The organism is Latilactobacillus sp., from assembly GCF_033176295.1.
Taxonomy (GTDB): Bacteria; Bacillota; Bacilli; order Lactobacillales; family Lactobacillaceae; genus Latilactobacillus; species Latilactobacillus sakei.
In genome coordinates this window covers 205993-227974 of record NZ_JAMQEX010000001.1, presented here as the reverse complement: position 1 = coordinate 227974, position 21982 = coordinate 205993, and the positions used below count along the sequence as shown (strand labels likewise).

Sequence of the window (21982 nt, the reverse complement as noted above, 5' to 3'; positions counted from 1 at the left end):
ATGAAAGCAGCTCAAATTACAAAATATAGTAAAGATCTCAATGTGACCGTGAAGGAAATTGCCACCCCCAAACCCCAAGCGAACGAAGTACTCATCAAAGTTAGCTATGCCGCAGTCAATCCGTTAGATTTAATGAATATTCACGGCAGTGTTAAGTTGATTCAAGACTATTCGATGCCATTAACCCTTGGCAATGAAGTCGTTGGTGAAATTACCGCTATCGGTTCTAACGTAACGCCTTTTAAACCGGGTGACCTAGTTTACACACGTCTACCACTTGCTAAGATTGGTGATTTTGCAGAATACGTTGCGGTCGATACCAATGCTATCTGGTATACACCTACCAATTTATCAGCTAAAGAGGCCGTTGCTGTCCCCTTGACCGGTTTAACCGCTTATCAAGGCCTCACGGAAGAATTAGCTGTTGAAGCAGGGAAGACGATTTTCATTCCTGGTGGTTCTGGCAGTTTTGGTCAATTAGCCGTGCCAGTCGCTAAATCTTTAGGCTTAACAGTCATTGTCTCAGGGAACGCTGCAGCACGTGAGCATATTCTAGAATTAGGTGCTGACCAATACCTTGATTACCGGACAACCGATTATTGGCAGGTATTAAACGATGTCGATTACGTTATCGATACTCGTGGGGCTCAAGATATCGAACGTGAACTTTCAATTATGAAACCCGGTGGCCGTTTATTAAGTTTGGTGGCAGGTCCTAATAAGCATTTTGCTATCACGCACCAATTACCTGCCTGGAAACGACTTTTATTTGGTTTAGTCGGTAAGAAGTGGGATAAACTCGCTAGTAAAGCTCAAGTTGACTACCGCTTCATCTTTGTGCGTTCGGATGGCCAACAACTTAAAAAAGTCACTGAATTAGTTGAAAAACATCACATTACACCAGCTATCGATCCACACGATTTTGATCTTGATCACGTTCAAGATGCACTGGAATTAGTTGCTAATGGTAAATTAGCCGGTAAAGTTGTAATTCGACTAACTGACTAAAGTAAATCTAAAAAGCCCAGCTATTGGTATTTAACCAGTATCTGGGCTTTTTTTAAATGGCCTGTGCTAAATTCTAAAGTACTGTTTGGTGCCATTTTTAGCTAGTTCAAATAACCAAGCAGTTCAATTAAATTTAATCTAGTTTTCAACATAAAAATAATCGATTACGGTGATTAAAGACGGTGTGGGGGACCTATTAAATAAAAAAAATATTCTAGTTTACATAATATATATTATAGGAAGTATATATTTATTTTAAAAGAGTGGCTGATTTTAACTTATTAAGTTGTATTTAAGTCTTTAATTTAGCAAATCCTTTTAGCAACGTTTTAAAATACTTTCCCTAAAGTAGCAATCATTAAAAAAATTCAACTACGATTAACAAATCTCAATGCTAAATTACTGATCTGATCGCAAATTAAAACCATTGCCTAATCATTAATGCTCAATAACCACATGAAATTCATTAAATAACTCAAGATTGATTTATACAGCTGTAAAATCCATAATTTTGAGGCTCAAATTGATAATCATTAACATAATCCGAGTTCAATAAAACGCTAATTTGATGCTCAAATTGGCCTAATCATGCTATAAATGCTGTTATATCAACGTTTTAATAGAATGAAAGACCGTTAAACAGGCATTTTATTCGTTTTTAAATGGCTGCTGCAGATGGTCTGAAAACAGATTTATCGGGTTAGTGGTTAAAATTCGCCAAACAAGTGTTGTTAAAATTATGGTTTTAACAACACTTGTAGTATTCTCGCCGCTTTTTTGTTAAAATAACTATAATTCTCTATTAAGGTGGTTTCAATCATGGACCAACAACGTTATCTCGAACTATGTGAACAACGCTTGGCGGATCTTCCCGATTACGTCCGTAAATTTTATATTAATCGGCAAGCCAATGCATACTCCTCTGCAACGCTCTATCAATATCTCCAAGAATACGTCCGCTTCTTCTCCTGGTTAATTGACGAACAAATCGTTACTGTTCAAACGACTAAGGATATCCCTCTTGTTGCGCTTGATAAGATGAAATTAGAAGATATCGAACTCTATAAGATCTTTTTAATGAATAAACGAAAAGTAAATAATCACAAGCTCTCCTTTCAGGCTGTTAATCGCTCTATCAACGCTTTGAATGCGCTCTGGTACTTCCTGACGATTGAAGCCGAACAAGCTGATGGCGAACCTTATTTTTACCGGAACGTCATGAAAAAAGTTAAACTCCTGAAATCTTCCGAGACAATGGCCACTCGTTCCCGCCATATCGGTCAAAAGTTGCTCACCGGCGATAAAAAACACGACTTCATTACCTTTATGCAAGTCGACTATCCCAGTGCGCTCTCTAATCGCCAACTCGCTTCTTATAAGCAAAATTGTGAACGAGATATTGCGATTTGCGTATTGGCACTCACTACCGGCATTCGTCTTTCCGAACTCGCCCAAGCTAACGTTTCTGATTTAAACCTTGAACAACTAACAATTACGGTTATTCGCAAAGGCGGTCAACAAGATACCGTGCCGATCGCACCTTGGGGTTTACCTTATCTGCAAGATTACGTTCAAATCCGGCAACAACGCTATTTAGCCGCTAACGAACGGGCCTTATTTGTCACAAAGTATCGCGGTCAAGCGAAGCGAATCAGTAACTATGCCATTGAAAAACTGGTAGCTAAGTACTCTGAAGCTTTTGGCGTTCGACTAACGCCGCATAAATTCCGTCATACACTCGCAACCGATCTGATGTCAGCGACCCACAGCGAAACGATCGTAGCGACCCAATTGGGCCAAACCACCACGCAGGCCACCCATTTGTATACGCACGTGGTTGATGACGAACAGCGCTCGGCAATGGATAAGCTCGAATGAAGCTTGATTGCTTGACATCTTTGTTGTATCCGGTATACTGAAAACGTTCTTAAAATTTAAATATTAACCATCGCAAAGGGGAGCCATTGGCTGAGAGTGATTAGATGATCAGACCCTTCGAACCTGTTTGTTAAGACAAGCGTAGGAATTGTGATGGAGTTGAGACTTTAACTCCTTTTTTGTGTTGGTTAACCAAGAAAAGGGGTTATTTTTATGCAACATCAACGGTTATTGATTCAAATTGAAGGGGCCATTATCGCGGCATTTGCGATGGCTCTGGAATATATTCCGCATACTGTAGGGCCATCAGCGATTGAGGTTTCCTTTGGGATTATCCCCATTATTATCTATAGTCTCCGTCGCGGCGCCGCGGCTGGGATGGTTTCGGGTTTAATCTGGGGCCTTTTAGACCTCGTCTTACGAGGCCTCGGCAACGGGAGCGTTCTCAATGTTTGGCAAGGATTACTTGAATTTACGATTGCCTTCATGGTCGTTGGCCTAGCTGGCGTTTTACAAAAACCAGTTCAAGCAAGTATCCAACAAAATACCAAAGTAAAAACGATTGCGCTCCTTTGGTCCGCAGCTTTCATTGGTACTTTCGCCAAATACTTCTGCCACTTCTTAGCTGGGGCCATCTACTGGGGCTCATACGCGCCTAAAGGAATGAATGCTTGGCTCTATTCATTAACTGTGAATGGCGGTAGTTTCGTTGCCGGCTTCATCTTAAATGGTATCGTCTTTGGGATTTTATTAGCGATGATTCCGAAACTATACCTCCCAAAAGATATGTTTTTAAAAGTGCAATCTGAAAAATAGTTAACAATACAAAAAAGAGGCCCTCAGCGACCTCTTTTTTTAATGGTCATTTCTAGCACGTAATGCGTATAAAATCGAAACTGTGTCGACAACTTCTTGGAATAAGGCCCCAATTAAAGCTGGCACGACACCGGTACTGGCAATCAACATCAATCCGATACAGATGAAGATCCCAATCAAAACGGACTGGCGCGCCACCCGCATTGTATCCCGTGCAATCGTGATGGCGCCACTAACCCGACTCAAATCATCCTTTAAAATGACGACATCTGCGGATTCGCTCGCTGCTGTGGCACCGTGAGCACCCATCGCAATTCCGACATCGGCACTCGCTAAGGATGGTGCGTCGTTAACACCATCGCCAACCATGATTATCGGCCGCTGCTCCGGCGTGACATTATTGATGAGTCGAATCTTATCGGCAGGCAAACACCCAGCGTGAACTTCATCAATGCCAACTTGAGCCGCAATCTCTTTAGCGGTTGTCGCCTGATCCCCTGTGAGCATCATTAAGCGCTGTAAACCGAGCTGATGGAGCGTTGACATCGTTTGAGGCGCTTCCTGGCGAAGATGGTCGATAAATGTGATATAGCCCGCATAACGCCCGTCAATGCCAATGTAGACAGTTGTCTGTGTCTGGGATTGTTTAGCTTGGTCAGGCGCCACAAATTCAAATTTACCGACTTGAACCGTCTGTCCAGATGCTAATTGGGCAGTCACACCAGCACCTGTCATTTCTTTTAAACTAATAATTTCTAATAATTGCGCTGCTGGGACGACTTGTAGTAAGGAACGAGCCAGAATATGGGCCGAAGCTTGTTCAGCACTGGCTGCTAAACGACATAACTCCGATGGTTCAATATCAATCATCGGTACAACTTGATCCACGGTTAATTGGCCATTCGTAATCGTGCCGGTTTTATCAAAAGCAGCTGATTTGGCCAACGCCAATTTTTCAATTGTCGTCCCCGTTTTGACGATAATCCCATTCCGGCTGGCACGACTCATACCTGAGATAAGCGCAATCGGTGCCGCGAGAATCAACGGGCATGGCGACGCGACCACCAAGACCTCGGCAAAGCGCACAGGGTCTTTTGAGAGCCACCATGCCACCCCTGCAATCAAATACGCCACTAATGTAAATGGTACGGCATAGCGATCCGCTAAACGAACAAAATGGGCAGGTTGTGCTGCTGAGCTTTCAACCAGTTTAACAATTGCTTGATACTGACTGTTAATAGCTAATTGATCGACCACCATCGTGATTGATGTCTCACCATTTACTGACCCTGACATAATTGGCTCATTGATTGTTCTTTCAACTGGGCGTGATTCACCGGTTAGAGACGATTCATCAAACAGCGATGACCCCTCAATGATATGACCGTCAACCGGAACCAGTTCTCCTGGCTTCACAACAACTTGATCATTGACTTGGAGTTCGTCGACAGCAACATCGACAAGTCCGTCACCACGCATTAAATGCGCGTCCTGGGGCGAGTTGTCCAATAATGATTTTAATTCCCGCCCTGCTTTATGCGCGGCGTAATCTTCCAGGGAATCGCCGCCTGTTAACATTACGAGGACCATCAAGGCAGCCCAATATTCACCAACAGCGAGTGTTGCAATGATCGCCGTAATGGCTAGTAAATCAACACCATATCGACCTGATTTTAAAGTGCGAATCATCTCAATCAGCATCGATAACGCGACTAACCCCCCAGCTAGACTAACTAATACTTGGGCCCACAGTGGTTGTTGACATAAAAAGGCTAATATTAATGCGGTAATCCCAACCACAATTGTGAGCACTAATTTCAACGTATGTTTCATCATTATCGGCCTCCTTGTGAATTCCATTACATTATAACATGTTCATTGTCAGATTAGAATTATTATCATCTGTAAAAAAGACACAAAAAAACCCATCATATTATTGATGGGTCTCATTTACAGAAAGTTGTGCCATAATAGCTGTCCGAATGGATGTCATTGCTGCTATTAATGTTGTCATCCGCTTAATTACAGGCGATGTCTTTTTTTGGTTAGCCAACGCTTTTTCGGTTTTATGGATGATTGACTCAATCGGTGCCTGTGCCCTGACCAATGCTTCAGCAGTTATATCTGTGCGCCCATTCAATAAATCACGACCAACTTCCAATGCGTGAATTCTATTTTTTAATAAAGTAAATTGGGCGGACCCTTCTCCAAATTTTAGCTGGCTCTTTTGACAATTTCGAATTGTCGCTTCAATCACTTGAATTGCCTTTGTTACTTCCTCAGTCATCTGTTGCTCCTAACAAAAAAATAAAGCCCCGCAGGACTTTATCTTCTTAATTGCTATTAAAATGCTGCTGTTAATTGTGGGACAACTTGTTTCTTACGTGACACAACACCGGCTAATTGCGCACGATGGTTGTTTAAGGTCACATCAAAAGCCTTTTCGAAGGCTTCAGCTGGTTCGCCGATAACAAGCGCTTCTGAGTTACTGTTTAAGATGTCAGTAACCAAAAGTACGAATAAGTCGTAACCGTTAGCTTTGTTGTCTGCTTCGATAGCAGCTTCAAAAGCAGCTTGGCGTTTGAAGACCGCTTCGATATCAACTGTGTTAACTTGATCGATACGAACTTTTTTACCAGCCATATCGAATGTTTTAGCATCAGCTTCAATTAATTCAGCTTCGCTCTTATCATCTAAGTTAGTACCAGCTTTTAACATTTCAAGACCATATGATTCAAAATCAACATCTGCAATTTCTGCTAATGTCTTGATAGCAATCCGATCTTTTTCAGTTGTTGTTGGTGATTTCATCAACAATGTATCTGAAATGATGGCACTCATCATTAAACCAGCTAGTTGTGCAGGGATTTCAATCTTATTTTCGTTGAACATTGATAAAAGAATCGTGCTGGTACAGCCAACTGGTTCCGCACGGTAGAATAATGGGCTCACTGTTTCAAAATTAGCAATCCGATGATGATCGACAACATCAGTCACTGTTAAATCTTTGATATCAGCAACACTTTGTTGGGCTTCGTTGTGGTCAACTAGCATAACACTTTGTACTTCACTACCAGCTTCTTTAATCACACGTGGTGTGCTTGCAGCAAAGTGACGTAATGCATAACTTGTTTCTTCATTTGGTTCGCCTAAAGCAACAGCTTCGACATCCTTGCCAAGTTGTTGTTGTAGATAAGCAAACGCCATTGCCGCAACAATTGCGTCTGTATCTGGGTTTTGGTGACCAAAAACTAATTCTTTACTCATATTTATACAGACCCTTCTTTTCAAAATTACATTATCGATTATACCAGAAATATTAAACAATTTTACGGTTTTGTTCTTTAATTCGCGTTAAATAGTCTTTTTCTTCTAGGTAAAGATTGAATTCACGGAAGAAACTGTCAATCCGAGGAATATCTTCCTTTTCTTTACGGAATACGAAGGCTAGTTCAAATTGAATCGCTGGATCAAATTGTACCGCGTTCGATTCAATGCCAACATTATGGGCATCGTAAAAACTCTTTGGCAATGCGGTACTTAACCCAGTTGCTTCTGCGAAACGTAAGATTTCAAATGGTGATGTAAATTGTGCGGCACTAACTGGCCGATCTACCATTTGATTCTTATACGCCTCACTGATGAATTGATTGAGATAGTATTCATCGGGATAAGTAACCCATTTTTCAGTTAAGGTATCTTCAAAATGAATCTTCTTACGTTTTTTCAATAACGGATTACTGCTCAAGAAAACAAGGCTTTCATCCGCAATCTTCTTAGAACGGTAAGGCTTCCAATTTTTGATACTGTCATCTGGCAAGTACATAATAGCCAAATCAATTTTATTATTTTCGAGGCGATCCCAAATCTCCTTACGTGTCAATAAGTGAACACTAACTTCGATGTTAGGAAATTGTTGATAATACTTGATTAAGAAACTTTGAATAACACTAAGTTCCATTGACGCCAAAATTCCGATATTAATTTTACCGCGGCTAGCGCTAGTCGCACTTTGGATTTCATCCGTTGCCGTATTTAATAAATCATAGATTTGATGGGTCGCATCTAACATTGTCCGGCCAGCATCAGAGATGTGTAATTTCTTACCCACGGAATAAAAAAGTGGTGCCCCAACTGTGCGTTCTAATTTCTTAATTTGTTGGGTTAATGCAGGTTGTGTAATCCCTAATAGCTGAGCGGCCTGCGTATAGTTCATTGTTTCCGCTAATTGCAAAAAATAAGTTAACGTTTTAGAAGAAAATATGTTTTCTTGTCTCGTCTTCATGCTCAATCCTCATTTCTTTGGGTTATCCCTTATCATTATAATAATAAAAAAATAAAAAAAGAGCAACCTTTTTCGTCGCCCTTTCTTATTATTCACTTAAAAATTTCTTATGCTACCGCTTTATACCATTTATTTTGAATAATCAGCGGTATGCAACAGCCGTTCAGCATTGACAACGCGATCATGAGTTGGGGGTTCGATACCTTCAAGTGGGTACTTAATCCCCATTTTCTCATATTTAACAATTCCCATTGTATGATAAGGCAATACCTCAACCCGGTCAACATTATTCAAGGTCTTAATATAATCACCAAGACGTTCTAAGTAACAGTCATAATCAGTCCGTTCTGGAATGAGGACGTGCCGAATCCACATATGATGGCCGTGATTAGACATATATTCAATCATTTCTAAAATATGTTCATTTGAAAAACCAGTTAACTTCTTATGGCCTTCTGGATCAATATGTTTGATATCAACCATCGATAAATCCGTATACTTCATCAATTCTTTAAACTTACTAAAGAATGGTTCTTTGTATGTGAAAGGTTGACCGCACGTATCAAGACATGTATTAATCCCTTGTGCTTTGCATTTTTTAAATAGATCAATTAAGAAATCAATTTGAATCAGTGATTCACCACCACTACAGGTAATACCGCCTTCTTTACCCCAAAACGCTTTGTAAGGTAATGCTTTTGCAATTAATTCATCAGCAGTATATGGCTCACCACTACCAATATTCCAAGTATCGGGATTATGACAGAATTCACACCGCATGCGACACCCCTGTAAAAAGGCCACAAAACGAATGCCAGGACCATCTACAGATCCAAAAGACTCAATTGAATGGACATAGCCGATTGGGGCTTCTGTTGTTTCCGGTACGACTGTTTCTGCTGGTTCCGTTGATAAACGGGTTGTAAAGTTAATTGCCATTTCTTCCACCTCTTATAAAAGACACTCTTCCTAGCAAAACTGCTAAGTCTAAATTAGCAGCTTTACAAGAAAGCGGATAGGGTTAACTATCCGCTGCCTCATTTATTTTATAAATGACTACATTTCATCGAAGAATGTTCTTGAAATAACATCATCTTGTTGTTCCTTGGTTAAATCTGCGAAGTAGACACAGTAACCAGAAACACGAACCGTTAATGTTGGGTATTCTTCAGGATGTTGTTGGGCATCCATTAATGTTTGTTTGTTGAAGACGTTGATATTCAAATGCATACCATGATTGATCATATAACCGTCGACCATGTTGACTAAGGCATCTTTACGTGCGTTATCGTCATGACCTAGAGTATTAGGTGTCACACCAAATGTATTTGAAATCCCATCAGTTGCATAACGATAAGGAATCTTAGCTGTTGAAAGTAATGATGCTAAAGCACCATTCTTTTCAGCACCGTATGCTGGGTTAGCACCAGGTGAGAATGGTTCGCCGGCTTGACGGCCGTTAGGGGTTGTCCCTGTATTCTTACCATAAACAACGTTTGATGTGATTGTTAAAACAGATGTTGATAATTTTGAACCACGATATAAATGGTGTGTATTCATCTTGTTGTAGAAAGTCTTAACTAACCATTTAGCAATATCATCAGCACGGTCATCATTGTTACCATAACGTGGGTAATCAGGATTTTGAGCTTCAAAATCAACTGCCATACCGTCTTCATCACGAATAACTTTAACTTGACCATATTTAATAGCTGAAATTGAATCAACCGCATGTGATAAACCAGAAATACCAGTCGCAAATGTCCGGTCTAAACGACTATTCTTCAATGCTAATTGTGCTGATTCATAGTAATACTTGTCATGCATGTAGTGGATTGTGTTTAAAGCATTAACGTAAACGTCTGCTAACCAATCTAACATCTTATCGTATTTACCCATGAATTCTTTGTAATCGATGATTTCGCTTGTAATTGGTTGATAAGCTGGACCAACTTGGGCTTTACCTAATTCATCAATCCCACCGTTAATTGCGTAAAGGATTGTCTTAGCCAAGTTAGCACGAGCACCGAAGTATTGTACGCCATCTGCAATTGGTTGTGCAGAAACACAACAAGCAATCCCATAATAATCGCTACCCCATTCGTTGCGCATCAAGTCGTCATTTTCGTATTGAATGGTTGAACTCTTAATTGATACTTCAGTTGCATAGCGTTTAAAGCCGTCTGGTAAGCGATCTGACCAGAGCAATGTGATATTAGGTTCTGGTGCAGCCCCCATGTTTTCCAAGGTCTTCAAGACACGGAAGGCTGTCTTAGTAACATGATGGCGGCCATCCATGCCAATCCCACACATTGATAAGGTTGCCCAGATTGGATCACCTGAGAATAATGAGTTGTAATCTTCTGTCCGAATGAAGCGCACCATCCGTAATTTCATGACAAAATGATCAACCATTTCTTGTGCTTCAGCTTCTGTAATTAAGCCACGATCTAAATCACGTTGGATAAAGATATCCATCGTTGTATCAATTCGGCCAACCGACATTGCAGCCCCGTTTTGTGTCTTGATTGCTGCTAAGTAGCCAAAGTAAATCCATTGAATAGCTTCTTGCGCATTTTTAGCAGGTTTTGAAATATCAAAACCATAGCTAGCAGCCATTTTCTTCATGTCTTGTAAAGCACGATATTGTTCATTGATTTCTTCACGAAGGCGAATAACATCATCTGTCATTTCACCGTCACCAATGCCGTTAAAGTCGCGGACTTTTTCTTCGGCTAAACGGTCAATCCCATAGACAGCAATCCGTGGTAAATCAGGGATAATCCGGCCACGTGCATAAGCATCAGGAAGTCCTGTGATAATCTTGTAGTGACGTGCTTTACGCATGTCTGGTGTATAAGCATCGAAAACCCCTTGGTTATGAGTCTTACGATATTCGTTAAAGATTTTGTGTTGTTCTGGATCTGTCTTAAAACCATAAGCTTCCAAGGCATCTTCGGCCATCCGAATCCCACCAAAAGGCATAAATGCTCGTTTGAGTGGTGCGTCAGTTTGTAACCCAACGATTTTTTCAAGATCCTTATTTAAATAACCAGGACCATGTGATGTAACAGTTGCAGGATTGTCATTATCAGCATCTAAAACACCGCCTGCTTCACGTTCTTTTTTCTTAAGTGCCATTAATTGGTCGTTTAAAGTTGTTGTCGCTTCAGTAGGACCAGCTAAGAAACTTTCATCACCATCATAGGCTGTAAAGTTTTGTTGGATGAAATCGCGAATATCAATTTCATCTTGCCAATCACCCTTATTAAAACCGTCCCAATAATCGGCTAAGTTGATTTTTTCAGTTTTTACCATGTGGATTGCCTCCATTTATTTAAAATTCAATCATACAGTTTTTACACATTTAGTATAACACGTCACAAGCTTTTTGAAAACCCTTTCTTTTCGAAAATATCCACGAGTCCTTATATACCATAAAACATTGGTGTGTAAGCGTTCGTAACTTATTTGAGAACTAGTTATCCGTCTAATTTATATTGTGCAAAACCTTTTAAGTGTTATGGTACAGATTCGGTTTTTCAGCTTCTTTTATATAACAGAAAAGGATGCTAATCAGCCTGATTAGCATCCTTTTGATTAATCTTTATGATTTGAAATTGGTTCGCTGGATTGCGCTAAAACAAATACCGGTTGACCAACTTCTTCAACATCCATGACAAAGCTCCCGTTTGAATATCGGTCACCTGTTGCATGTGCTTGTGGGTCAATTGTTAATAATGCCTGCTCAGTTTTCACTAATAATGCGATCTTAGGTGCAACACGAACCATAGCGGCCACCCGATGCGGATCGCGTTTTAATTCACGCAAGATTAAGACCCCACGCCGTGCACGGCTTGTTAAGCCGACTTCGCTTAAGAACATGCGCTTAAAGGCCCCACGTTGCGTGATAATTGCGACAGCAGCGTGCTTTTCAGCGGGGTCAAAGAGTGTAAAGTTGGCAACGTGATCCCCATCTTTAAGATCCATCAGTTTCACACCACCGGCTTTAGCACCGGAGACTGACACTTCGTTCAAGGCGAAACTGAGCCCATAACCGTTATAACTAGCGCTAAAGATGGCCTGTTGTTGGGCATCAGTTTCAGAGACCCAATAAACATTCGTCACGTTCGCCCCAGCATGTAGCTTAATAAAGTCTTGGGCTTTTGAGCGGTAGGTCCGACTAGGTAATAGGTCTTGGAAAGCCGTTTGCTTAATATAACCATCGGTCGTTCCGATAACAAAATAGCCACTTTGTTCGTTTGGCGTAAAGCTAAAGGCCGCAATAATCGCTTCATCGGCCGCTAAGCCAATCGATTGCGAAATATGTTCGCCCATTTCTTTCCACTTCAAATCGGCAATTTCATGCACTGGTCGTTGAATCAAATGCCCATAGTTGGTAAATAACATCAATTGATCGAGTGTCTGCATAGGTTGTTGTAAGATGGCAAAATCGCCTTCTTTCAGACCACCATCAGCCCCTTCTGAGGCTTGATAAGAACGGAGACTACTCCGTTTAAGGTAGCCGTCATGACTAACTGCAACCATAACGGTTTCATCAATCACTGTCACGCTCGTATCAATCTCAAGGGTTTCAATTTCGGCTTCAATTTCTGTCTTCCGATCGTTCCGATAAGCTTTAACCACCGATTTTAATTCAGCCTTAATGACCCGTGCAAGTTCTTTAGGATTTCCCAAAATCGCTTGGTAACCTGCAACCGCTGTTTTTAATTCAGCGGCTTCGGCTTCTAAGGCCGTCACATCGGTATTCGTTAAACGATACAATTGCAAGGAAACAATTGCTTCGGCTTGTGCTTCGGTAAAATCGTATTGTGCCACTAAGTTTGTCTTAGCGTCTTTTTTATTCTTACTTGCGCGAATCGTACTGATTACTTGGTCAAGAATCGATAGGGCTTTAACAAGACCTGCAACAATATGCAACCGATCCTGTGCTTTTTGTAAGCTGTATTGTGTCCGCCGCGTAACGACTTCTTCTTGATGCTTTAAGTAGGCATGTAAAATTTCAAGTAAGCCAACCTGTTTAGGTTGCATATCAGAGATAGCGACCATATTGAAATTATACGTAATTTGTAAATCAGTATTCTTGAAGAGGTAGTTTAAAATCCCTTGACTATCAGCTTGTTTCTTCAATTCGATGACCACTGACAAGCCCATCCGATCACTTTCATCACGGACTTCAGAAATACCATCAACCTTCTTCAAGACTCGTAATTCATCAATCTTTTTGACCATTTGGGCCTTATTGACTTCGTATGGAATCTCGCTGATGACGATTTGTTCCCGATTACCATGGAGTTGTTGAATGCTGGTTTTAGCCCGCACAACAACGCGACCACGACCCGTTTCATAAGCTTTCTTAATCCCGTCAAGGCCTTGTAGAATCCCACCAGTCGGGAAATCAGGGCCTTTAACAAAGGTCATCATCTTTTCTAGTGTTGCGTCTGGATGATCGATTAAATAAACTAACCCATCTGTGACTTCACCTAAGTTATGGGGTGGAATCTCAGTTGCATACCCAGCGGAAATACCAGTCGCCCCGTTGACCAAGAGGTTCGGGAAGCGGGCTGGTAAAACAGTTGGTTCTTCAGCCGTATCATCAAAGTTTAAGACAAAATCAACTGTCTTTTTATCGATATCTTTTAACATCTCACTGGCAATTTTGCTGAGTCGCGCTTCTGTATAACGCATAGCAGCTGGTGGATCGCCATCCATCGACCCATTATTCCCGTGCATTTCAATTAATGGTTCCCGTAATTTCCAGTCTTGGCTTAGGCGGACCATTGCTTCATAAATTGAGCTATCACCATGCGGATGAAAATTACCCATGACGTTCCCAACAGACTTCGCTGATTTACGGAATCCTTTGTCATAAGTATTACCATCAATTGCCATTGCGTACAAAATTCGCCGTTGAACGGGTTTTAATCCATCCCGAATATCCGGTAATGCCCGTTCTTGAATGATGTATTTGGAATACCGGCCAAAGCGGTCGCCCATGACTTCTTCAAGGGTTAACTCTTGAATTTTTTGTGCTTCATCAGCCAAATTAATCACTCACTTTTCTAATCGTCTAATTATTCTACTGCGTTATCCTCGGTGACTGGCGTTGCTGCTTGCCCCGTCGTCTCTAAAATGCTACCTTCTTCAGCGAGCGTGAACTTCACATTTTCTTCGATCCACTTCCGTCGCGGTTCAACTTTATCACCCATCAAGGTTGTAACCCGGCGTTCTGCTAAAGCAGCATCGTCAATCCGAACACGAATTAAGGTCCGACTTGTTGGATCCATTGTTGTGTCCCAAAGTTGATCGGCATTCATTTCACCTAACCCTTTGAAGCGTTGTTGGCTATAACCTTTACCCATTTCCTTCGCGACAACTTTTAATTCATCGTCCGTCCAAGCATAAGCAATCTTCGTTTTACCGCCGGCACCTTTTTGAAGCTTGTACAAAGGTGGTAAGGCGATATACACTTTACCGGCTTCGATTAATGGTCGCATGTAACGGTAGAAGAAGGTTAAGAGTAAGATTTGAATATGAGCCCCATCGGTATCCGCATCGGTCATGATAATAATCTTATCGTAATTGCTATCTTCAATTTTGAATTCAGCGCCAACACCGGCCCCGATTGTGTAGATCATTGTGTTAATTTCTTCATTTTTTAGAATTTCTTGTAATTTTGCCTTTTGGGTATTCAATACCTTCCCACGTAATGGCAAGATTGCTTGGAACTTCCGATCACGGCCCTGTTTAGCTGAACCGCCAGCGGAATCGCCTTCGACCAAGTACAATTCGTTTTTAGCCGCGTTCTTAGATTGCGCGGGTGTCAACTTACCAGAGAGTAACCCGTCTGATTTTTTCTTTTTCTTACCGTTTCGGCTTTGTTCACGCGCTTTACGGGCTGCCTCACGGGCTTCACGGGCCTTGAGTGACTTTCTAACCAAGGCTTGGGCAAATTCCCCATTCTCTAGTAAAAAGAAGCTCATTTGCTCGTAAACGAGGTTGTCGACCGCGGTTCTAGCCTGTGGTGAGCCTAACTTACCTTTGGTCTGACCTTCAAATTGTAGTAACTCTTCTGGGATTCGCACAGATAAGACGGCACTGAGTCCTTCACGAACATCTGAGCCTTCCATGTTCTTATCCCGTTCTTTTAATAAGTTAACCTTGCGCGCATAATCGTTAAACGCCTTGGTTAACCCGGCTTTCATCCCGGCTTCATGCGTACCACCATCACCAGTCCGCACGTTGTTAACAAATGACATGATGTTTTCGGAATAGCCGTCGTTATATTGACCAGCGAATTCAACTTCGATGTCTTCTTTAGTGCCTTCAAAATAGAGTTTATTCCCAATCGTGTCTTTATCCTCATTTAGATAATCAACGAATGATTGAATGCCCTCTGGATAATGAAAGACATCTTCCTTAGCAGGATCAGCACGTAAGTCCGTTAACGTAATCTTAACGTCCTTTAACAAAAAGGCTGATTCCCGTAACCGTTCTGCTAACGTATTGTAATTATACGTTGTGACTTGGAAAATTGATGCATCCGGTTTAAAGGTAATTAGTGTCCCGTTAGGTTCGTTGGCTTTACCAACCTTTTTTAAAGTGCCCACTGGATGGCCGCCGTTTTCAAAGCGTTCTTCATAGGCAACGCCGTCTCGAACCACCCGAACGGTTAACCATTCAGATAACGCATTAACAACACTGGCCCCAACACCATGGAGCCCCCCAGACGTTTTATAACTATTCTGAGTGAACTTACCACCGGCATGGAGGACCGTTAAGATGACTTCAATCGTTGGAATCCCTGATTGATGCATCCCCGTTGGCATCCCCCGCCCATGATCACGAACACTAATACTATTGTCCGCACCGATTGTGACGTTAATTTCGGCACCAAAACCGGCGAGTGCTTCATCGACCGCATTGTCGACAATTTCGTATACTAAATGATGTAACCCACGCCCATCGGTTGAGCCAATATACATGCCAGGCCGTTTTCGAACTGCTTCCAAGCCCTCTAAGACTTGAATCGAATTATCATTATAATCTTGTTTTTGATTTGGCATTCAACAATGACTCCTTTGTCTAAAAATGAACAGATAAGTTATATTATCAACAAATTTGAACGATTTTACAATCCCTAAATTTAAAATAACCACTTATCCAAATGTATGTTCGCATTCATCTATTCTAACATACAATATTCCTTTTCCCTTGTCAAAATGCTAGAATAGATTAATCAAATGTTGTGAATAGGAGTTCTGACAATGAAATTAAGTCTTATTTTTATCTTGGCCTACCTGATTGGCTCGTTTCCCTCAGGCGTCATTATCGGCCGGGTCTTTTGTCATAAAGATCCCCGGGATGCTGGCAGTCATAATATTGGAACAACCAATTCTTACCGGGTATTAGGCCCAATCGCTGGGACGGCTGTTTTGTTCCTCGATATTTTAAAGGGTACTTTAGCAGCCAGTCTACCAATGATTTTTCACACCTCTAATCATTCATTGGTCTTAGTCGTTGGTTTAGCTGCGGTTATTGGCCATGCCTACTCTATCTTTTTACGCTTTACAGGTGGCAAAGCCGTTGCAACCAGCGCTGGGATCTTACTGGCCTACAACCCGCTTTTCTTCGTGATCGCTAGTACGATTTTTATTAGTGTCATTTTAATCACGAGTATGGTCAGCATGGCCAGTATCATCGGCCCCTTGCTAATTGCTATCTTGTCATTTTACACACACGACTGGTTACTCGGTACGATTGCGACGTTAGTTCTAATCTTTTTAACCTACCGCCATCGCGAGAACATCAGTCGCATTAAAAATGGTACGGAAAACCTAGTCCCATTCGGGTTATATTACCGTTATAAACAAAAAAAACGCCAATAAAGGCGTTTTTTTGTGCGATCATTTAAAGATCAATTAATTGTTCGCGGTCATTATAAAATGAATGATAGGCTAAGTAGCAGGCAATAACTGACCCGAGACTCGTTGCCGATAATAGCATGAAGGTGACTAATATTTGATACATAATAGCTTTAACCGGATCAACACCGGCAAAGATTAACCCCGACATCATCCCTGGAAGACTGACCAGGCCGACCGTCTTGGCTGAATCGATTGTCGGTGACATCCCCGTTTTAATACTTTCTCTCACAATTGCAATTGAGGCTTGTTTCAAGCTAGCGCCGAGTGCCAAGCGTTCCAATACGGCTTGGCGTTGATCCTTAAACTGCGTCAACATACTCCGATAGCTCAGACCAATGGCAACCATCGAGTTAGAGGCAATCATCCCCGTAATCGGGATAATCTGCGATGGCACGAATTTAATTGCGCCGGATAATACTAGTAGGCCGAGTGTAACACCGGTACTCGTTAAAATCGCAATTAATGAAATGCCAAACGCGTGTCGTAACGTACTAGCACGTTTACGAGCGTTAGCCGCCGCGTTAAAGATGATGATCAACATCATCGCTAGCGTTATCCAAACATGGTTAATTTGAAAAATGAATTTCAATAAATAACCCACGATAATTAATTGGACAATCGCTCGCCCGACACTGATCAACATATCTTTTTCGAGACCAATTTTTTCGTGAAAACTAATGATTAACGCGACAAAAACTAACGAAACAGCAAAGGTTAATGATAACCCATTAACGGCTAGATTCATCTGCATGTACCAAACGACCAGCTACAATTTGAAGCTGACGCCCTTTCCGTTGTTGTTCTTGTGTATCATGGGTAATCGACAAGACCGTAATCCCATCTTCTTGATTCAAATGTGTGATTAGCCCATTAACCAAGGATTTAGTCTGCTCATCTAGGCCGGTCGTAATTTCATCCAGTAGCAGGATTTCCGGTTTAAACATCAGGTTACGAATTAAAGCAATTCGTTGCTTCTCGCCCCCCGAAAGCGTTGTAATCTTTTTAGTCAAGGGCATCTCCGCTAACCCAACTCGGGCTAATTGCGTCTGAACTAGCGTCTCATCCACTGGTAATTCGCGAATTTCAAACGGAAATACTAGATTATCACCAACTGTCGTCCCAAATAACGTTGGTTGTTGGAAGCAATAAGACACGCGTTGCCGATATTGCGTCGGTTTATAGTCGCTAATGGCCTGTCCTGCCAACAAAATCTCCCCACTCGTTGGTGTCAATAAATCGGCTAATAGCCGTAACAACGTACTCTTACCACTCCCTGATGGTCCCACAATCGTATTATAAGACCCTTGTTCAATTGTGATATTAATATCGCTCAATATTGCTTGGCCATCAACGCTATAATTAAGGCCCTTTGTCTCTAGCTGAAGCATGGTACCCTCCCTTAAATCTGTCATTACTTCTAGTATACGCGAATTTTTAATTTTTAGGGTAAACGATGATTGATAAGTAGCGCGAGTAACGCTTATACTAGCAATAGGGACTCTTAGTTGATATCGCCAATTAAGCTGACCACAAACTTAAGAAAAGAGATGGTTACAATGTTAAACAGCTTCCCCCAAGTCATGACAATCGCCGGTTCCGACTCTGATGGTAGCGCTGGCGCCCAAGCTGATTTAAACACTTTCTTCTCCCGCGGTGTTTATGGCATGAGCGTTTTGACCGCCTGTGTCGCTGGTAATTCATTTGGAATCCACGCGAGCCAAGCGCTGACCCCTGAATTTATCAACGCCGAATTTGAAGCAATTGCCGCCGATTTTAAGGTCCGAGCTTGCAAGACCGGGATGCTCACCGATAGTGAGACGATTATGACCGTTGCCAAGCAACTCAAGCAACACGATTTTGGCCCCTTGGTTTTAGACCCAGTCATTATCACAAAACATGGCGCACTATTACTTGCTGATGAAGCCTACCAGACGCTAAAAACCGAATTGATTCCAATGGCGACCGTTTTAACCCCTAATTTCTATGAAGCCCAAAAACTAACCGGCATTTCTTTGAATGAACCGTCTGATTTCCAAGCAGCTGCTGAAAATCTACTGGCGCTAGGCGCTAAGAATGTAATGATTAAAGGCCACCACGCTGCTGGTCAATCAATCGTTACTGATTATGTGCGACTAGCCGATGGTCAAGAATTCTGGTTATCAGAACCCTATATCGAAACGACCCATATTAATGGGACGGGTGATTCTCTCTCTGCATGTATCTGCGCTGAAATTGCTAAGGGGCACTCGATCGAAGAAGCCATTAAAACGGCTAAAAAATTCGTACACGCCGCCATTGCTAATCCAATCGACGTCGGCCACAAATACGGTCCCATCAATCCTCACGTGCAATAAAAGCATTTTCCCTTATTAGCCGCTGCATAACGACTGATAAGGTTGTCCTAAAGCTTAATCGGCAACACGATTATTAATCATAGCTACTTTTCTTAAATCAGTGCGTACAGGCCACTTAAGGCGATAAGAATAGCAAACCCGTCAAACGTTACTTAAAACGTCTGCCGGGTCTTTTTTAGTGTTCTGCTTCTTCAATATCGGCGTTGATTGCCTTCAAATCAAAATCGCTATTTAAAAAGTCAGTATCTTGACTGGGAAAATGTTGTTCAAAGGTCTCAAAAGGTTGCACGGTTAATTGGGCGTCTTCAATCACATAATCTAAGACGTGGCCCCCAAAATCGTGCGCCGTGTTTAAGAAGTGCACGTGATAACCCGCAACTGCGGCCCCTTGATAGAGCGTTGGTGCGTAGTAACCAACTAGCGTGCCAGTCACGCCATCTTGCTCAAACTCGGGCTGCACGCGCGTTGCATCCGTCAAATTAGGATAAGGTTCTTGTTGCGCCTCAACGGCACGCGTATGCATCTTTTTAAAGCGACCGGTTACCTTAACGGCAAAGAAGAGGTTCTTCAATGGCTGTTGTGCTAAGATCTGCGCTTCAAGTTCCGCCTTAGTCACTGTTCCGAGTGTTTGGTTCGGTAGTTCAGGTGCTTGGAAATGAACTGTCGCAAAGGGCACCATGTCAGTGGGGGCAAGTTGATTAACCTGGCCCTCACCGGTTACTTGGTAGGCTTGGCCATCCAAGATAATCATTTCACCTGCTAAGCCATGCGCCGTGCCGATACCAAAATCACCATGGGTTAATAAATCGGCAACCGACAAAGTCCCGGTAAATAAACCGGGTACCAATAGTGCCAATGTGCCGTGTTGATAAACGCGTTGATAATCAAATGTCATTTTATACTTCCTCCTTCACACCAATCAAAAAGACTAAACGAGTTGATCTGGTAATAAGGCTTGACCAAGTAGCTTATTATCACTGTAATCGACTGGAATATCGACAATGACTGGACCATCAGTTGCAAAAGCTTGGTCTAGGACTTTACCTAGATCGGCTGCTTTTTCAACACGTAAGCCAGTAGCGCCGAAGCTTTCAGCATATTTGACGAAATCAACTGGGCCAAATTGAACGGCTGCTGATTCGCCATATTTCATTTCTTCTTGGAACTTAACCATGTCATAGTAACCATCATTCCAGATGATATGCACGATATTTAAGTTCAAACGAACGGCTGTTTCTAAATCTTGGCTTGAGAATAAGAAGCCACCATCACCGGAAACTGAAACAATTTGCGTATTAGGACGGACTAAAGCAGCACTAATGGCCCATGGTAAAGCGACGCCTAATGTTTGCATCCCGTTACTAAAGAGTAAATGACGGGGTTCGTAACTTCTAAAGTGGCGTGCCATCCAGATATAATGACTCCCGACATCGACCGTGACTGTCATTTCATCAGTCACGCGTTCTTGTAACTCAGACACAATGTTCAATGGGTGGTTGAGCGTCTTATCGTCTGACATTTCAGGTGCTGTATCCCGTTGGTGTAATTCTGCGTGGAGTTCTTTGAGGTAGTCACGAACATCATCGGCTAATTGATAGCCCTTCATGTATGGTAATAAGAAATCGAGCGTTTGTGCGATATCCCCAACTAATTCCTTTTCAGGTTGGAAATTATGATCAATTTCGGCACGCATATCATCAATCACCATGATGTGCGCATCACTTTCGGCATTCCAGTTACGTGGTTCGTATTCAATTGGATCGTAGCCAATCGCAATTACCAGATCACTACGTTTTAAGATTCGATCGCCCGGTTGATTACGGAATAATCCTACACGACCGTAAAAATCAGTTTCTAATTCACGTGAGACAACCCCAGCGGCTTGGAAAGTTTCAACGACTGGAATATGTGTTTCGGCAATTAGATTCCGAATAGCAGCTGTTACTTCGGGTGAAGATGCTCGCATCCCAACTAATAACACGGGGAGTTTCGCTTCTTTAATCCGTTGGGCTAGTAAGGTTGTTTCAATCGGACTAGCCGGCCCTAATTTAGGTGCGATTAGAGGCTTAATTACTTTGGATTGGACCTTAGCGTCCGTCACATCTTGAGGGACACTAACAAAACTGGCCCCTTGTTTAGCTGATTCAGCTTCTTGATAAGCATTGGCAATCACTTCTGATAAGTTTTCAGGTTCTTGCACTTCTGCACTAAACTTAGTAATTGGTGCAAAGAGCGCTGCATTACGCATACTTTGATGGGTTAAACGGAGTAAATCAGCCCGTTTCACTTGCCCGGCAATTGCTAAGACCGGATCACCTTCAGCAGTGGCGGTGACCACCCCGGTTGCTAGGTTACTAGCGCCAGGACCAGATGTGGCCATCACAACACCGGGTTTACCAGTAATTCGACCGATACCAGCAGCCATAAACGCCGCATTTTGTTCATGGCGTGCTAAAATCAATTGAGGTGTTTTAGGATTGACGGGGTGTTCTAGTCGTTCAAATACTCGGTCAATTTTGGCGCCTGGAATACCAAAAACATATTCTACTTCATGATTTACTAAGCTATCGATAATTGCATCTGCACCATAGTACTCTTTTTTGTCAGTCATGATTTCCCTCACTTATTGTTTAATAATTCTTATCTTAGCATGCAATCTATTTAAAAACTAGCACGTTTGCTTCGTGTAATAC

The 21982-nt window shown here is 42.0% G+C and carries 17 protein-coding genes and 1 riboswitch; of the genes, 5 read left to right on the top strand and 12 right to left on the bottom strand.

Annotated elements, in window-relative coordinates:
* The 3 genes from NDN60_RS01130 to thiT all read left to right on the top strand — a co-directional run bounded on the left by NDN60_RS01130 (window position 1) and on the right by thiT (window position 3702).
* Entirely contained in the window at window positions 1-1008 is a 1008-nt protein-coding gene (locus tag NDN60_RS01130; protein WP_099947659.1) for an NADP-dependent oxidoreductase, read from the top strand.
* Between the two features lie 819 nt (window positions 1009-1827).
* Entirely contained in the window at window positions 1828-2886 is a 1059-nt protein-coding gene (gene xerS / locus NDN60_RS01125) for a tyrosine recombinase XerS (RefSeq protein ID WP_011374669.1), read from the top strand.
* Between the two features lie 66 nt (window positions 2887-2952).
* Window positions 2953-3051: riboswitch (TPP riboswitch) on the top strand.
* A gap of 48 nt (window positions 3052-3099) precedes the next feature.
* The gene (gene thiT, locus NDN60_RS01120; protein ID WP_011374670.1) at window positions 3100-3702 is read left to right on the top strand and encodes an energy-coupled thiamine transporter ThiT; all 603 of its coding nucleotides are present in this window, start codon (window positions 3100-3102) and stop codon (window positions 3700-3702) included.
* A 39-nt stretch (window positions 3703-3741) separates the two neighbouring features.
* Here thiT and NDN60_RS01115 read toward each other — a convergent pair whose 3' ends face one another.
* From NDN60_RS01115 to parE, 8 genes are all read right to left on the bottom strand, one after another.
* Window positions 3742-5535, bottom strand: a complete 1794-nt coding sequence (locus NDN60_RS01115) for a heavy metal translocating P-type ATPase (RefSeq protein ID WP_041821096.1) — start codon at window positions 5533-5535, stop codon at window positions 3742-3744.
* A gap of 100 nt (window positions 5536-5635) precedes the next feature.
* Window positions 5636-5989 (bottom strand): hypothetical protein, encoded by a 354-nt coding sequence (locus NDN60_RS01110; protein WP_056947626.1) that lies wholly within the window; start codon window positions 5987-5989, stop codon window positions 5636-5638.
* Window positions 5990-6045: 56 nt separating this feature from the next.
* The gene (locus tag NDN60_RS01105) at window positions 6046-6969 is read right to left on the bottom strand and encodes a manganese-dependent inorganic pyrophosphatase (protein WP_011374673.1); all 924 of its coding nucleotides are present in this window, start codon (window positions 6967-6969) and stop codon (window positions 6046-6048) included.
* Window positions 6970-7021: 52 nt separating this feature from the next.
* Window positions 7022-7987 carry a LysR family transcriptional regulator gene (locus NDN60_RS01100; RefSeq protein ID WP_056947625.1) on the bottom strand — a complete coding sequence of 322 codons (966 nt, stop codon included), beginning with the start codon at window positions 7985-7987 and terminating at the stop codon, window positions 7022-7024.
* 129 nt (window positions 7988-8116) lie between these two features.
* Entirely contained in the window at window positions 8117-8926 is an 810-nt protein-coding gene (gene pflA, locus NDN60_RS01095; RefSeq protein WP_011374675.1) for a pyruvate formate-lyase-activating protein, read from the bottom strand.
* Between the two features lie 117 nt (window positions 8927-9043).
* Entirely contained in the window at window positions 9044-11305 is a 2262-nt protein-coding gene (pflB, locus tag NDN60_RS01090) for a formate C-acetyltransferase (protein WP_056947622.1), read from the bottom strand.
* 282 nt (window positions 11306-11587) lie between these two features.
* A complete protein-coding gene (parC, locus tag NDN60_RS01085) occupies window positions 11588-14053 on the bottom strand; it encodes a DNA topoisomerase IV subunit A (RefSeq protein WP_011374677.1) in 2466 nt (821 codons plus the stop codon).
* A 29-nt stretch (window positions 14054-14082) separates the two neighbouring features.
* Entirely contained in the window at window positions 14083-16074 is a 1992-nt protein-coding gene (gene parE / locus NDN60_RS01080; protein WP_011374678.1) for a DNA topoisomerase IV subunit B, read from the bottom strand.
* Window positions 16075-16275: 201 nt separating this feature from the next.
* Here parE and plsY point away from each other — a divergent pair, with 201 nt between their 5' ends.
* Window positions 16276-16896 carry a glycerol-3-phosphate 1-O-acyltransferase PlsY gene (gene plsY / locus NDN60_RS01075; protein WP_011374679.1) on the top strand — a complete coding sequence of 207 codons (621 nt, stop codon included), beginning with the start codon at window positions 16276-16278 and terminating at the stop codon, window positions 16894-16896.
* A 22-nt stretch (window positions 16897-16918) separates the two neighbouring features.
* Here plsY and NDN60_RS01070 read toward each other — a convergent pair whose 3' ends face one another.
* On the bottom strand, window positions 16919-17680 hold the full coding sequence (locus tag NDN60_RS01070) for an ABC transporter permease (protein ID WP_011374680.1): 762 nt from the start codon (window positions 17678-17680) through the stop codon (window positions 16919-16921).
* On the bottom strand, window positions 17664-18323 hold the full coding sequence (locus NDN60_RS01065) for an ABC transporter ATP-binding protein (RefSeq protein ID WP_011374681.1): 660 nt from the start codon (window positions 18321-18323) through the stop codon (window positions 17664-17666). The genes NDN60_RS01070 and NDN60_RS01065 overlap by 17 nt, the downstream gene beginning before the upstream one ends.
* A gap of 168 nt (window positions 18324-18491) precedes the next feature.
* Here NDN60_RS01065 and thiD point away from each other — a divergent pair, with 168 nt between their 5' ends.
* Window positions 18492-19289, top strand: coding sequence for a bifunctional hydroxymethylpyrimidine kinase/phosphomethylpyrimidine kinase (thiD, locus tag NDN60_RS01060; RefSeq protein ID WP_011374682.1), 798 nt, complete (start codon window positions 18492-18494; stop codon window positions 19287-19289).
* A 175-nt stretch (window positions 19290-19464) separates the two neighbouring features.
* On the opposite strand, the gene budA is transcribed toward thiD, so the two are convergent.
* Complete coding sequence (budA, locus tag NDN60_RS01055; protein ID WP_056947618.1) at window positions 19465-20184, bottom strand: acetolactate decarboxylase; 720 nt, start codon at window positions 20182-20184, stop codon at window positions 19465-19467.
* 33 nt (window positions 20185-20217) lie between these two features.
* A complete protein-coding gene (gene alsS, locus NDN60_RS01050) occupies window positions 20218-21900 on the bottom strand; it encodes an acetolactate synthase AlsS (RefSeq protein WP_056947616.1) in 1683 nt (560 codons plus the stop codon).
* Window positions 21901-21982 lie beyond the last annotated feature (82 nt).